The sequence below is a fragment of the Streptomyces sp. NPDC048481 genome, from assembly GCF_043200075.1.
GTDB lineage: Bacteria > Actinomycetota > Actinomycetes > Streptomycetales > Streptomycetaceae > Streptomyces.
Genome location: NZ_JBICXC010000006.1, coordinates 131777 through 145781, shown reverse-complemented (window position 1 = coordinate 145781; position 14005 = coordinate 131777). Strand labels below are relative to the sequence as shown.

Below are 14005 nucleotides of genomic sequence, written 5' to 3'. Positions count from 1 at the left end.
CACATGGCGCATCGGGGAGGAAGAAGGCCGAAGGGCCGCCCCGTTCAGTCGAACTGACTGGGCTCCGGGGCCGGCGTACGGCCTTCGCGGACGTCCTTGAGCCGGGTGACGCCGTGGCTGACCGCGTCGTCGGTGCTGTCGTGGTCGACGCCGTCCGTCCCGCCGTTGACAACCGTGATCGCGTCGTCGCCGACCCGCACGACGGCCACGTCCAGGGTGAGGGTGACGGGCGAACCGCCGGAGGCGCCCTTCACGGTCACGGTGAGGCCCTGCCGGGCGTCCCCGGCCTTCGGCAGGGATGCCGCGACGACCTGCACCGAGCGGGTGGAGTTCTTCGCGCCGACCGCGTCGAACTGGTCGCATTCGGTCGGCAGCGACTTCAGCCAGGCCAGCGACTTGTCGAGATCCGCCTTCTTGTACTCGGCCACCTGGTAGAACAGCCGCGCCTCGCCCTGCTGGAAACCGGTGAGCGCCGAGCCACCCGACGGCTTGCCGAGCAGGTCGTTCTCGTAGAGCCCGTCGAGCAGTTGCTGGCACGCGGCCGCCTGCGTGCTCGCCGTGAGGAACTGGGCGACGTCGACCTTGCCGACGAGGAGGCGGTCGTGCCAGTTCCCCGCGGTCTTGACCTGCGTCCAGTCGTCCTCCAGGTCCCCTTCGGTGATCAGCGCCATCCGCGCGCGCACGTTCGTGAGCGGCAGCGCGGTGGGTGTCGTGGTCCGCCCGGCGACCGGCGCCGCCGCCACGTCCGAGCCGGCCGACGCGCCGTCGTCCCCGCTCGAACAGGCCGCCGTCACGAGCAGGGTGCCGCAGGCCAGGGCCGCGGCCAGCGCGCGGGCCGGACGCGCCGGACGCGCCGGACGCGCCGGACGGGTCGGACCGGCCGGGCCCGACGGGCGGGGCGGGCAGGACGGGCGGGACGACGGACGGGCGGTGGTCACGGATGCCTCCTGAGGACGGGGGCCGGCTGCCCCTGCCTCCACGGCACCACCGGCGCGGCCGCACGACCAGCGCAAGGAGCCGTACGGGTGAGACGGCGAACGGACCCCGCGCCGGGCCCGACGGCGGCCGGACGCCGGGGCGAGCCGGAAAATCCGAGGTGACGCGGGCCGGGGCCGGGGCATCATGGCGGTCCCGGCCCACGGCCACGAGCCGGGAGACCATCGTCGGGGTACGACCGGGGGCACCTGTGACCGTCACCAACATCCTGCTGTCCGGCATCGTCGGCTCCACCGCCTACGGGCTCGCCCACGAAGGCTCCGACATCGACCGCCTCGGCATGTTCGCCACCCCCACCGAGGAACTGCACGGCCTGCACCGCCCTTCGGAATCGCAGGTCAGCACCGCGCCCGACCGCACCCTGCACGAGGCGGGCAAGTGGTGCCGCCTCGCCCTCGCCGGCAACCCCACCGTCATGGAACTCGTCTGGCTGCCCGACGAGCTGTACGAGGTCCGCACACCGCTCGGCGACGAACTCGTCTCCCTGCGCCAGACGTTGCTCGGCGCACGCCGGATCCGCGACGCCTACCTCGGCTACGCCACCCAGCAGTTCCGCAAACTGCACAACCGCGGCGAAGGCAACGCCGCCGGCGTCCCCGACCGCCGTGTCGCCAAGCACGCCCGGCACCTCAAACGGCTGTGCACCCAGGGCTACGAGCTGTACGCCACCGGCCGGCTGACGGTCCGCGTCGAGGACCCGGAGAGCTACCACCGCTTCGGAGAACAGGTCGCCGCCGACCCCGCCGTGGCGCAACCGCTGCTGCGCCACTTCGAGGACGCCTTCGCCGGGACCCGCAGCCCGCTGCCCGAACAGCCCGACGACCGGGCCGCCGACGCCTGGCTGCGCAAGGTGCGCAGGGAGTTCTACGCCACGGCGCCCGCCGCCTCCGTGTGAGCGGGACCCGACGCGCCCTTCGGCGCACGCCGCCGGGGCGTTGACGGTGGCTCGCACGGCCGTTAGCGTTCCGCGCGTTCGTGCGCGGGGGCACGAGGAGCGCTCCGCGCCTTGACGGGGGAGAGACGTATGAGGCAGCGCATGCTCACGGCCGCCGCGCTCGTGAGCGTAGGGGTCCTGACGCTCGGTGGCTGCGGCGGCGACACCGACACCGACGGCGCGGGCCCCTCGCCCACCGCTGCCGACTTCGGCTGCCTGACCGGCGAGCAGACCGCGAAGTCGGTCACCTTCAAGGACGCCGACGGCAACGAGGTCGCCGGCTACGAGACCGGCTCCGGAAAGACCGGCGTGGTGCTCTCCCACCAGTCGAACAACAACGTCTGCTCATGGGTCGCGGGAGCGGACGAACTCGCCGAGGACGGCTACCGGGTGCTCGCCGTGGACAGCACCGGCTCCGAGGTGCCGGAGATCCAGGGCGCCGTCGGACGACTGCGCGACGACGGCGCGCAGAAGGTGCTGCTGATGGGAGCGTCCAAGGGCGGCACCGCCTCCCTCGCCGCCGCGGCGAAGGTGAGGCCGCCCGTGGCCGCGGTCGTCTCGCTTTCCGGCCCCGGCCTCTACAACGGCATGGACGCCACCGCCGCGATCGCCGGACTGACCATGCCCGTTCTCCTGGTGGCCGCCCAGGACGACGGCCAGTTCGCCTCGGACGCGCGCGAGTTGGACGAACTGGCCCGCAAGTCCAAGGACGAGAAACTGGTGATCGTCTCCGGCGGCGCGCACGGCAACGACATCCTGGAGCAGCAGCCGGCGGTGTGGAAGCAGGTGAAGGCCTTCCTCGCCCGCTACCGCTGAACGCGCCGCGCCGCCGCTCCCGCAGGGCGCGGTCAAATCGCGTGCGCGGCGCGACCGTTGCGCTCTACACTCGCCGGACCGAGCGCGGCCCACGACGAGGGCGGCGCGCCGTGCCGCGACGAACGAGGGGAGCCCGGCCATGCGTGACCACACCGCCGCCGTCGCTTCCCGTTCCCGCTACGAGGTGATCCTCGTGTCTTCGTCCGACCGGTGCTCGCCGCGCGGCCCGCACCGGTGATCCTGACGGACGCCTGAACACCCCGACGACCCGTCGGGCGCACCGCGCCTGACGAAACGTCAGTTTCCCTTGCGTCCCCGGATCCGCAACGGACTCCACCCGGCCTCCGCCCTGGACTCCCTCAGGAATCCCCCTGGATTCCGCCGGAGAGCCGCCGTGCGAGCGTCTTTGAGCCGCCATGGAATCCGTCGGCACCCTTCACGGCTCCCGCCGTGGACCGTCAGGACAATCGCGCCGCCCGTTCCCGGAACACCCCGAAAGGCCATGGGCCATGCGCAACCACCTCGACCGTCAGCTGCACACCGTGCGCAACCTGGGCATCCTCGCCCACGTGGACGCCGGCAAGACCACCGTCACCGAGCGGATCCTGTACGCCACCGGGACCACGCACAAGCGCGGCGAGGTCCACGACGGCACGACCGTCACCGACTTCGACCCGCAGGAACGCGACCGCGGCATCACGATCTTCGCCGCGGCCGTCAGCTGCGACTGGGACGGTCACCGCGTCAACCTGATCGACACCCCCGGGCACGTCGACTTCGCCGACGAGGTGGAGCGGGCCCTGCGCGTCCTCGACGGCGCGGTGGCGGTGTTCGACGCCGTGGCCGGAGTGGAGCCGCAGAGCGAGTCCGTGTGGCGGCAGGCCGACCGGCACGGCGTCCCCAGGATCGCGTTCGTCAACAAGCTGGACCGGGCGGGCGCCGACCTGGACGCCGCCGTGGAGTCGATCCGCACCAGGCTGCATCCGCTCCCGCTCGCGGTGCAGCTGCCCATCGGCGTGGAGGACGGCTTCACCGGCGTCGTCGACCTGCTCCGGATGCGGGCCCTGACCTGGAACGACGCCGGCGAGACGGCCGTCGAAGGGGAGGTGCCGCAGGAACTGGCGGCGGAGTCGCTGCGCCGGCGCCGGCTGCTGGAGGAAGCCGTGGCGGAGCGGCACCCGGCCGCGCTGGAGGAGTTCTGCGACCGGGAGACGCTCAGCGCCCGGACCCTGTCCAGCGCCCTGCGCGACCTGACCCGCACGGGCGACGCACTGGTCGTGCTGTGCGGGTCGGCGTACCGCAACCGGGGGATCGAGCCGCTGCTCGACGCGGTCGTCGCGTATCTGCCGTCGCCGCTCGACGTGCCGCCGGTGAGCGGTACCCGGGACGGCGCGGCGAAGCACGGCACCCGGCCCGGCGGGCTCGCGGCCGCCGCCCCCGACGGGGCCGGTGAGCGGCGTCCCGCCGACCCGGGGGCGCCGTTCGCGGCGCTCGCGTTCAAGGTCGCGGCCACCGCCACGGGACGCCTCACCTATCTGCGGGTGTACTCGGGCACGATCGAGAAGGGGGACCCGGTGTGGGAGTCGGGCACGCGGCGCACCGAGCGGATCGGCAGGATCCTGCGGGTGCAGGCGGACCGGCACGCCCAGGTGGACCGGGCCGTGGCCGGGGACATCGTGGCCGTGGTCGGGCTGAGGTCGGCCCGCGCGGGCTCGACCCTGTGCGCACCGGAGGCCCCCGTCGTCCTCGAACCGCCCGGGGTCCCCGACCCGGTCGTCTCGGTGGCGGTGGAGCCCCGCACGAACGCCGACGCCGACCGGCTGGCCTCGGCGCTCGCACGGCTCTCGGAGGAGGATCCGTCGCTGGTCGTCAGGACCGACGCCGAGACCGGTCAGACCGTGCTGTCGGGCATGGGCGAACTGCATCTGGAGGTGGCGGTGGAGAAGATCCGCAGCGGCCTCGGCATCGAGGTCGTCGTGGGACGGCCGCGGGTGACCTACCGCGAGACGGTCGCCCGCGGGGTGTCCGGCGCCGTCTTCCGTCACGTCAAACAGGACGGCGGGGCAGGGCAGTTCGCGCATGTCGTCCTCGACGTCGAACCGCTCGGCGCGGCCGGCGCGGGGGAGGCCGCCGGCACGCCGGACGCGGCCGGGGACACCGGGACCGCGTTCGCGTTCCGCTCCGCCGTCGTCGGCGGACGGGTGCCGCAGGAGTACGTGCGCGCCGTCGAGGCCGGCTGCCGGGACGCCCTGGCGGAGGGTCCCCTCGGCGGGCACCCGGTCACCGGGGTGCGGGTCACCCTGGTCGACGGGGCCACCCACGTGAAGGACTCCTCCGAGACGGCCTTCCGCACGGCCGGCCGCCTCGGGATGCGGGAGGCCCTGCGCGCCTGCGCGATGGTCCTGCTGGAGCCGGTCGTCGAGGTCACGGTCACCGTGCCGGAGGACGCCGTCGGCGGGGTCCTCGGCGATCTCGCCGGCCGGCGCGGGCGGATCACCGACTCGGCCGTGCGCGGCGGCTCGGCGGTGGTCACGGCCACCGTGCCGCTGGCCGAGCTGTTCGGCTACGCCACCCGGCTGCGCAGCCGCACCCAGGGCCGGGGAGCCTTCACGGCCAGGCCGACCGGATACGCCCCCGCCCCGGCCCCGACGACGGCGGTCACCCCCGCGCGGTGACCCTGCGCCGGTCCTCGCCCGACCGCGTGGTGACCGCCCCACGTCGCCGGGGCGGGGTGGGGCGCGGCGGGCGGGTGAGGGGCGTGGGTCCACGGACCTCGGTCGGTGGACCCGCGCCCCGGCTCGCGGCGCCCGCCCCTGCCGGCGACCTCGCTCACGCCGGGGAGCCGCTGGGCCGGTCCTCAGTCGCGCCCGGGGTTCGGGCGCGTGCGGCTCAGGGGTACGACACCACGGTCGAGGGCACCGTCGAGGTGCCCGAGGTCGGCGCCCCCGTCTCGTTGATGACGTGCTCGTACTGTCCGTTGCCGCCGAGCGAGACCACCAGCACGTCGTGGAACTTGACGCCCGGCGCGTTCGGGGCGGCGAAGCCGTGGTGCTGGACGATCGTCGGGTCGACGTTGTAGTAGCAGTAGCTGCCCAGGCCCCAGCCCTCGTGCGTGGTGACCTTGTCGCCCACCTTGTAGGCGGCGTAGCCCCGCACCGCGCCGTTCTGGATCGCGGCCTGGTTCGGGGCGTCGTAGGCCTTCTCGTTCTGGAAGAAGATCGTGCGTCCGCGCTGGCCGAACCACTGCACGTCGTACTTGTTGAAGTGCTCCACGAACAGGCCGGTCGCCAGGACGTCGTGGCCGTTGACGACCACGCCGTAGTCGGCCCGGTTGGTGTCCCAGCCGACGCCCTCGCCGTGGTCCGCGCGCCAGACCCAGGTGTGGTCGACGATGGTGTGCCGGTTGTTGATCACCATGCTGGTGGTGGCCTTGCCGGCGCCGGCCCCGCCGATGCGCACGAACACGTCCTGGACCGTGGTCGGGTTGGCGGAGTGGTCGCGCGAGGCTCCGGGCGGGCCGACCTCCAGCAGGGTGGGGGAGTTGACCGGTCCGGCGTCGATGAGGAAGCCCGCCAGCCGGACCCCGTCCACGTCGGCGACCTTGAGCGCGGTGACGCCGTTGTCGGGAATGAGGGTGGCGTACCCCAGGCCCAGCACCACCGTGTCGGCGCGGGTCACCCTGATCGGCTGGTCGACGTGGTAGATCCCCGGCGTCAGCAGCAGGTGGAGGCCCTGCGCGAGCGCCTGGTTGAGCGTGGCCGCCGAGACGCCGGGTCTGGCGACGTAGAACTGTGACAGCGGCAGCGAGGAGCCGCGCGGGGTGCCGTTGCCCCAGGTGACGCCGCGGGCGTTCGTCCGCTTCGCGGGCAGGAAGACGCGGAAGCCGCCGCCTCCGTCGACGTACAGGAACGGCTTCTCGCGGGAGACGGGCGTGGTGTCGAGCGTGGTGTACGGCGGGTCGGGGAAGCTCTGGGCGGGCGCCCCCTCGACCCCGGAGAACACCATGTTCCACACGGCGTTGAGCCAGCTGCCGATCGAGCTGTCGCGGGTGTACCACTGCTGCTGCGAGTACGGGCCGATCTGGCCGTCGATGCGGCTGTCGGCGATGTATCCGCCGCTGGCCCAACCGTAGCCGGAGGGGGCCAGGTTGAGGCCGCCGCGCACATGCATCCGGCGGAAGGGCGCAGCCTGGGCGACGGCCCAGCGGTTGGTGCCGCTGACCGGGACGAGCGCGAGGTTCTCCGCCGAACGCCAGAAGTTCTGCGTGGCGTTGCCGCCGAACCAGCCGGCGTCGACCGTGACGTCCCCGTTGATCGTGGTGTCGTCGGGGGAGAGTCCGAGGCCCGCGATGGAGGTGTAGAAGCCGAGCTGGGCGTTGAGCCCGTGGTACACGCCCGGCTTGAACAGCAGCGCGTAGCGCCCGGTGCCGAACTGGGCCGACTCCTGCCGGCTGAACACCTCGTCCAGGCGGGCCTGGACGTCCGGCGTCGACGGGTCGAAGACGAGCACGTTGGGGCCGAGTTCACCGCCGCCCTTCAGCGCGCACGCACGTCCGCCCGGCTTGGCGGCGGACGCGGCGGACGACGCGGAAGAGGCGGACGCCGTGTCGGGCGCGGCGGAGGCGGGCGAGGAGGTCAGCGCGGTGAGGGCGGGTGCGGCGGCGGCAGTCGCCGCGGCGGCGAGGACCGATCTGCGGCGGACGGCGGGCGTGCCGGACGGCGGGGTGTGGGGCATGGGCGGCTCTCCTCGGTCAGGCCGCTCGACAGAACGGCTGAGTTGGGGAAGTGAAGGAGGACTTGCCTGAGAGCGCTCTCTCAACGCTGAATGCTTCAACTGCCTGAACGCGCGCGTCAAGTGGTGGGCACGGACTTCCGCGGAGTGTGCCGGGACTCTTGACGCGGGCGGCTCGCCCGGTTTAACTCACGTCCTAAATTAAGCCCTGATGACACCGGGAGCCCACCCATGCGCACCATCCGAGCCGCGGCCACAGGAGCCGTCGTCATGTCCCTCGCCCTCGCGGCCACGGCCTGCGGCGGTGGGAGCTCGACCGACGGCGGGGGCTCCAACGACTCGCCGAAGACCCTGACCTACTGGGCCTCCAACCAGGGCGCGAGCATCGAGGTGGACAAGAAGGTCCTCCGCCCGGAGCTCGACAAGTTCGAGAAGAAGACCGGAATCAAGGTCAAACTGGAGGTCGTCCCCTGGTCCGACCTGCTCAACCGGATCCTCACCGCCACCACCTCCGGCCAGGGCCCCGACGTCCTCAACATAGGCAACACCTGGTCGGCCTCCCTCCAGGCCACCGGAGCACTGCTGCCCTGGAACGACGCGAACCTCGCGAAGATCGGCGGCAAGGACCGCTTCGTCCCCTCCGCGCTCGGCTCCACCGGCGCCCAGGGCAAGGACCCCGCCGCCGTGCCGCTGTACTCCATGGCGTACGCCCTCTACTACAACAAGCAGATCTTCGCCGACGCCGGCATCGCCAAGCCCCCGGCCACCTGGGCCGAACTCACGGCCGACGCCAAGAAGATCCAGGCCGAGGGCAAGCAGGTGCTGGGAGCCGAGGGCGCCAACGTCGCGGAGAACATCCACCACGTCTTCGTCTTCGCCAAGCAGCACAACGCCGACTTCTTCACCCCCGACGGCAAGCCCGACTTCACCTCCGACGGCGTCGTCGCCGCCGTCAAGCAGTACGTCGACCTGATGGCCAAGGACAAGGCCATCCCGCAGGGCAACGCCGAGTACGCCCAGAACCAGTCCGTCAGCGACTTCGCCAAGGGCCGGACCGCGATGCTCCTGTGGCAGTCAGCCTCCGCCAACCTCGCCTCCCAGGGCATGAGCGAGGACCGCTACGGCATCGCCCCCGTGCCCGTGCAGTCCGGCGCTCCCGGCACCGGTGCCCAGGTCAACTCGATGGTGGCGGGCATCAACCTGGCCGTCTTCAAGAACACCGACAACCTCGACGGCGCCACCGAGTTCGTCAAGTTCATGACCGGCGACGAGGAACAGAAGATCCTCAACAAGGCCTACAGCACCATCCCGCCGGTCGCGTCGGCCCAGGCCGACCCCGCCTTCTCCACCCCCGCGAACACGGTCCTCAAGGACACCCTCGCCAAGAGCGCCGCCGCACTCCCGCAGGTAGCCGACGAGTCCCAGTTCGAGACGACGGTCGGCACGGCCGTCAAGGAACTGTTCGCCGACGCCGCCGCCGGCCACCCCGTGACGACCGAGTCCGTGAAGGCCAAGCTCGCCAAGGCCCAGCAGCAGATGCCGGCGAAGTGAGCCGGATGACCACCACCGTCGAGGCGCCGAAGCCTCCCACCGCGCCCCACGGCGACCCCGTCCCACGCCCCCGCCCCGGACGGATCCGCCGCACCGCACTGCCCTACCTGCTGCTCCTGCCCGCCCTCGTCCTCGAACTCCTCGTGCACCTGGTGCCGATGGTGATCGGCGTCGTGATGAGCTTCAAGGAGCTCACCCAGTTCTACATCCGCGACTGGGGCACCGCCCCCTGGTCCGGCCTCGACAACTACCGCGTCTCGGTGGACTTCGACGCCCCCGTCGGACAGGCCCTGCTGCACTCCTTCTTCGTCACCGTCGGCTTCACCCTGCTGTCGGTCGGCCTGTGCTGGCTCATCGGCACCGCCGCGGCGATCTTCATGCAGGACGCCTTCCGCGGCCGCGGACTGCTCCGGGCGCTGTTCCTGGTGCCCTACGCGCTGCCCGTCTACGCGGCCGTCATCACCTGGGTGTTCATGTTCCAGCACGACAACGGCCTGGTGAACCACGTACTCCACGACCAGCTGCACCTCACCGACAAGCCGTCCTTCTGGCTCATCGGCGACAACAGCTTCTACGCGCTGCTCACCGTCTCCGTGTGGAAGGGCTGGCCGTTCGCGTTCCTCATCGTCATGGCCGGCCTCCAGAACATCCCCCGCGAGCTGTACGAAGCGGCCGCACTCGACGGAGCCGGGGTGTGGCAGCAGATCCGCCGCATCACCCTGCCCTCCCTCGCCCCGGTCAACCAGGTCCTCGTCCTCGTCCTGTTCCTGTGGACCTTCAACGACTTCAACACCCCCTTCGTCCTCTTCGGCCGCGCCGCACCGGAGGCGGCCGACCTCATCTCGGTCCACATCTACCAAGCGTCCTTCGTCACCTGGAACTTCGGCACCGGATCGGCGATGTCCGTTCTGCTGCTGCTCTTCCTCCTCACCGTGACCGGCGTCTACCTGGCCCTCACCACCCGGGGAAGGAGGCCCTCCCGTGCCCGCTGACTCGCCCATGGCGCCGCCGAGTTCGTTCCTGTGGTCCCGGCGGATCTTCCTCACCCTGCTCACCGGCTTCGTCCTGGTGCCCGTCTACGTCATGGTCTCCAGCTCCCTGAAGCCCCTCGCCGACGTCACCGGGAAGTTCCGCTGGCTGCCCAGCGGACTGACCATCCGCCCCTACATCGACATCTGGTCGACGGTCCCCCTCGCCCGCTACTTCGTGAACTCGCTGATCGTGGCCGGCGCGGCGACCGTCTGCTCCGTCGTCATCGCCGTGTTCAGCGCCTACGCCGTGAGCCGCTACGACTTCCGCGGCAAACGCACCTTCACCGTCACCGTGCTGTCCACCCAGATGTTCCCCGGCATCCTCTTCCTCCTCCCGCTGTTCCTGCTCTACGTCAACATCGGCAACAGCACCGGCATCGCCCTGTTCGGCTCGCGCGGCGGCCTGATCCTCACCTACCTGACCTTCTCCCTCCCCTTCTCCATCTGGATGCTGATCGGGTACTTCGACTCGGTCCCGCGCGACCTCGACGAAGCCGCGCTGGTCGACGGCTGCGGCCCGCTCGGCGCCCTCTTCCGGATCGTCGTGCCGACCGCGATCCCCGGCATCGTCGCCGTCGCCGTCTACGCCTTCATGACCGCCTGGGGCGAAGTCCTCTTCGCCTCCGTCATGACCAACGACACCACCCGCACCCTCGCCGTCGGCCTCCAGGGCTACTCCACCCTCAACGACGTGTACTGGAACCAGATCATGGCCGCCTCACTCGTCGTCAGCGTGCCCGTCGTGGCCGGCTTCCTGCTGCTCCAGCGCTACCTCGTCGCCGGCCTGACCGCCGGAGCCGTGAAGTGACCCGGATCCCGACGACGGCCCGGCACCCCGCAACGGCCCCGCACCCCGCAACGGCCCGTCACCCCCATCCCGAAGGGACCTCCGTGACCATCGACCTCGCCGCCCTGCCCCGCGACTTCCTGTGGGGGACCGCCACCTCGGCGTACCAGATCGAGGGAGCCGTGGCGGAGGACGGCCGATCCCCGTCGATCTGGGACACGTTCTCGCACACACCCGGAAAGATCGCGGGCGACGACCACGGCGACGTGGCCTGCGACCACTACCACCGCTGGCGCGAGGACATCGCCCTCATGCGACGCCTGGGCGTGAACGCCTACCGGATGTCCATCGCCTGGCCCCGCGTCGTCCCCGGCGGCGACGGCCCCGTCAACCCCAAGGGCCTCGACTTCTACGACCAGGTGATCGACGCACTGCTGGAATCCGGCATCGCCCCCGCCGTCACCCTCTACCACTGGGACCTGCCCCAGACCCTCCAGGACCGGGGCGGCTGGCCCGAACGGCAGACCGCCGAGCACTTCGCCGCGTACGCGTCCGCCGTGGCCGAACGGCTCGGCGACCGCGTCACCCACTGGGCCACCCTCAACGAGCCCCTGTGCTCCGCCTGGATCGGCCACCTCGAAGGCACCATGGCCCCCGGCCTCACCGACCTGACCGCGGCCGTCCGCGCCTCCTACCACCTCCTCCTCGGCCACGGCCTCGCCGTCCAGGCCATCCGGTCGGCCGCACCGCGCGCGAAGATCGGCATCGTCAACAACCTCTCCACGATCCATCCCGCCGGCGACCGCCCCGAGGACGTCGCCGCCGCCCGCCGCATGGACGGCCACACCAACCGCTGGTGGCTCGACCCCGTCCACGGCCGCGGCTTCCCGGCCGACATGCGGGAGGTGTACGGCGTCGAACTTCCGGAGAAGCAAGGTGACTTGACGACGATCGCCGCCCCGCTGGACTGGCTCGGCCTGAACTACTACTTCCCGCAGACCGTCGCCGACGACCCGACCGGCCCCGCCCCGCATGTCCGCACCGTCCGACGGTCCGGCGTCCCGCGCACCGGGATGGACTGGGAGGTCGACGCGAGCGGCATCGAGGATCTGCTGCTCCGCCTCACCGACGAGTACGGGGCGCGCAAGCTGTACGTCACCGAGAACGGTTCCGCGTTCCCTGACGTCGTCCGCCCCGACGGCACAGTGGACGATCCCGAACGCCAGGACTACCTGGTGAAGCACCTGGCCGCCTGCGCCTCCGCCGCCCGCAAGGGCGCACCCCTGGCCGGCTACTACGCCTGGTCGCTGCTGGACAACTTCGAGTGGGCCTACGGCTACGACAAGCGCTTCGGCCTCGTCCACGTCGACTACCGCACCCAGGCCCGCACCATCAAGGGCACCGGACACCACTACGCGGAGATCGTCCGCAGACACCGGGAGGGAACGGCCCGCGCGGCCTGAGACGGGCGGCCACGAGCCCCCGCGGGGGCTGCGAAGACCGGTGGGCGCGGGTGCGGGAGCCCGCGCCCACCACCCTTGTGTGCGGGGGGGGGAGTTCCCCGTCGCTGCGCGGCCGGGAAGCCGGCTCGCCGTCCGCGAACTCCGTTGCGCCCCGCGTGGCGTCCTTGTGAGGATCACCCCATGCCGACCTTCACCGCCCTCGACGGAACCCGCCTCGCCCACCGCGGGGCAGGGGACGGGGCACCCCTGATCTGCCTGCCCGGCGGCCCCATGCAGTCCGCCGCCTACCTGGGCGACCTCGGCGGGCTCGGCGCCCACCGGCGGCTCGTCGGCCTGGACCCCAGAGGCACCGGAGAGTCGGCGGTCCCGGCGGACACCGCGTCCTACCGCTGCGACCGTCAGGTCGACGACGTCGAGTCGCTGCGCGCCCACCTCGGTCTCGACCGGATCGACCTGCTCGCGCACTCCGCGGGGGCCAACCTGGCCCTTCTCTACGCGGCCCGCCACCCCGACCGCGTGGCAAGCCTGCTGCTGATCACTCCGAGCGTGTACGCGGCGGGTTTGGAGATCACCGCCGAGGACCGGTTGGCGACCGCGCGTCTGCGGGCCGGCGAGCCGTGGTTCGCCTCCGGCTACGCAGCCCTGGAGGCGATCACCTCGGGCCGGGCCGCCGCCGACTCCTGGCAGCTCGTCGCCCCCTTCTTCCACGCCCGCTGGGACGAGGACGCGCGGGCCTTCGACGAGGAGGGGGAGAAGGACAAGAACCAGGAGGCGGCGGCCGCGTACGCCACCGAGGGCGCCTTCGACCCGGCCGCCACCCGCCGGTCCCTCGCCACCTTCTCCTTCCCGGTTCTCCTCCTCGCGGGCGAACTCGACCTGGGCGCGCCGCCGCGCGTGATGCGGCAGTTCGCGGAGCTGTTTACGAAGGCCGAGTTCGTGGTGCAGCCGGACGCGGGGCACTTTCCGTGGCGGGACGATCCCGGGCGCTTCGTGACGGCGGTGACGGAGTTCCTGGCGGGCGGGCGCTGAGCGGGGGATTCGTTCACACGATCGAGTGATGTGCGGGCGAGGGGGCACGGGCCGGGGGCGCGACCCGTTGTGCGGGTGACGGGATCCTCCCGCTCACCACGACCACGGGGGTGGACATGAGCCTGCACATCCGGCGCAACGCCGACGGCACGATCACCGGGCACAACACCGGCACCGGCTTCTCGGTGACCTCGGCCGACGAGGAGGAGGTGCGGCGGCTGGTGCACGAGGACGCGGGCTGGGAGTACACGCCGCCGCCCTCGCCGCCGCCTCCCGGGCATCACCGGTTCGTGCTGGTGCACGACGAGTTCGGCGACGGCGGCTTCGACGACGAACGGTACGAGCGCCTGCGCACCCATCCGCCCAGCGGCTGCGAGCCGGCCGACCGGGGCTGCTTCGCCCTCACGTGCGAGCGCCCCGGCGCCACCCTGCTGGCGGCGGTCTCCGACACCGTCGCGGAGATCCGCCGCGAACACGGCCTGGTGATGAGCAGCCTCGGCATCGACAAGCCGCACGAATGGCTGACGGACGACCAGGACGGCTACGGGGCACAGACCGTGGCGCAACTGATCCTGACAGCCGCCCACCGAGCCGCCCTCCTCGGCTACGGCCGCAAAGACCTGATCCGCCTCATGGACGCGAGCGGGCTGCGGTAAGGGGCGGACCG

General features: G+C 72.0%; 11 protein-coding genes. 9 read left to right on the top strand and 2 right to left on the bottom strand.

Annotated elements, in window-relative coordinates:
• Positions 1-44 precede the first annotated feature (44 nt).
• Positions 45-938 (bottom strand): hypothetical protein, encoded by an 894-nt coding sequence (locus tag ACGFSH_RS20085; protein ID WP_393350329.1) that lies wholly within the window; start codon positions 936-938, stop codon positions 45-47.
• 248 nt (positions 939-1186) lie between these two features.
• Between ACGFSH_RS20085 and ACGFSH_RS20080 the strand changes: the two genes are divergently transcribed.
• The 3 genes from ACGFSH_RS20080 (at position 1187) to fusA (ending at position 5421) form a co-directional block, all read left to right on the top strand.
• The gene (locus tag ACGFSH_RS20080) at positions 1187-1891 is read left to right on the top strand and encodes a DNA polymerase beta superfamily protein (protein ID WP_393350327.1); all 705 of its coding nucleotides are present in this window, start codon (positions 1187-1189) and stop codon (positions 1889-1891) included.
• Positions 1892-2020: 129 nt separating this feature from the next.
• Positions 2021-2746, top strand: coding sequence for a hypothetical protein (locus ACGFSH_RS20075; RefSeq protein WP_393350325.1), 726 nt, complete (start codon positions 2021-2023; stop codon positions 2744-2746).
• Between the two features lie 509 nt (positions 2747-3255).
• Positions 3256-5421 (top strand): elongation factor G, encoded by a 2166-nt coding sequence (gene fusA / locus ACGFSH_RS20070; protein WP_393350323.1) that lies wholly within the window; start codon positions 3256-3258, stop codon positions 5419-5421.
• Positions 5422-5635: 214 nt separating this feature from the next.
• On the opposite strand, the gene ACGFSH_RS20065 is transcribed toward fusA, so the two are convergent.
• Complete coding sequence (locus tag ACGFSH_RS20065; RefSeq protein WP_393350321.1) at positions 5636-7480, bottom strand: coagulation factor 5/8 type domain-containing protein; 1845 nt, start codon at positions 7478-7480, stop codon at positions 5636-5638.
• A gap of 228 nt (positions 7481-7708) precedes the next feature.
• Between ACGFSH_RS20065 and ACGFSH_RS20060 the strand changes: the two genes are divergently transcribed.
• From ACGFSH_RS20060 to ACGFSH_RS20035, 6 genes are all read left to right on the top strand, one after another.
• Positions 7709-9028 (top strand): ABC transporter substrate-binding protein, encoded by a 1320-nt coding sequence (locus tag ACGFSH_RS20060; protein WP_393350320.1) that lies wholly within the window; start codon positions 7709-7711, stop codon positions 9026-9028.
• 5 nt (positions 9029-9033) lie between these two features.
• Positions 9034-10020, top strand: coding sequence for a carbohydrate ABC transporter permease (locus ACGFSH_RS20055; protein WP_393350318.1), 987 nt, complete (start codon positions 9034-9036; stop codon positions 10018-10020).
• Positions 10021-10027: 7 nt separating this feature from the next.
• A complete protein-coding gene (locus tag ACGFSH_RS20050; protein WP_393350874.1) occupies positions 10028-10867 on the top strand; it encodes a carbohydrate ABC transporter permease in 840 nt (279 codons plus the stop codon).
• A gap of 83 nt (positions 10868-10950) precedes the next feature.
• Complete coding sequence (locus ACGFSH_RS20045) at positions 10951-12309, top strand: GH1 family beta-glucosidase (RefSeq protein ID WP_393350316.1); 1359 nt, start codon at positions 10951-10953, stop codon at positions 12307-12309.
• 180 nt (positions 12310-12489) lie between these two features.
• On the top strand, positions 12490-13338 hold the full coding sequence (locus ACGFSH_RS20040) for an alpha/beta fold hydrolase (RefSeq protein WP_393350313.1): 849 nt from the start codon (positions 12490-12492) through the stop codon (positions 13336-13338).
• 116 nt (positions 13339-13454) lie between these two features.
• Complete coding sequence (locus ACGFSH_RS20035; protein WP_393350310.1) at positions 13455-13994, top strand: hypothetical protein; 540 nt, start codon at positions 13455-13457, stop codon at positions 13992-13994.
• Positions 13995-14005: the final 11 nt, after the last annotated feature.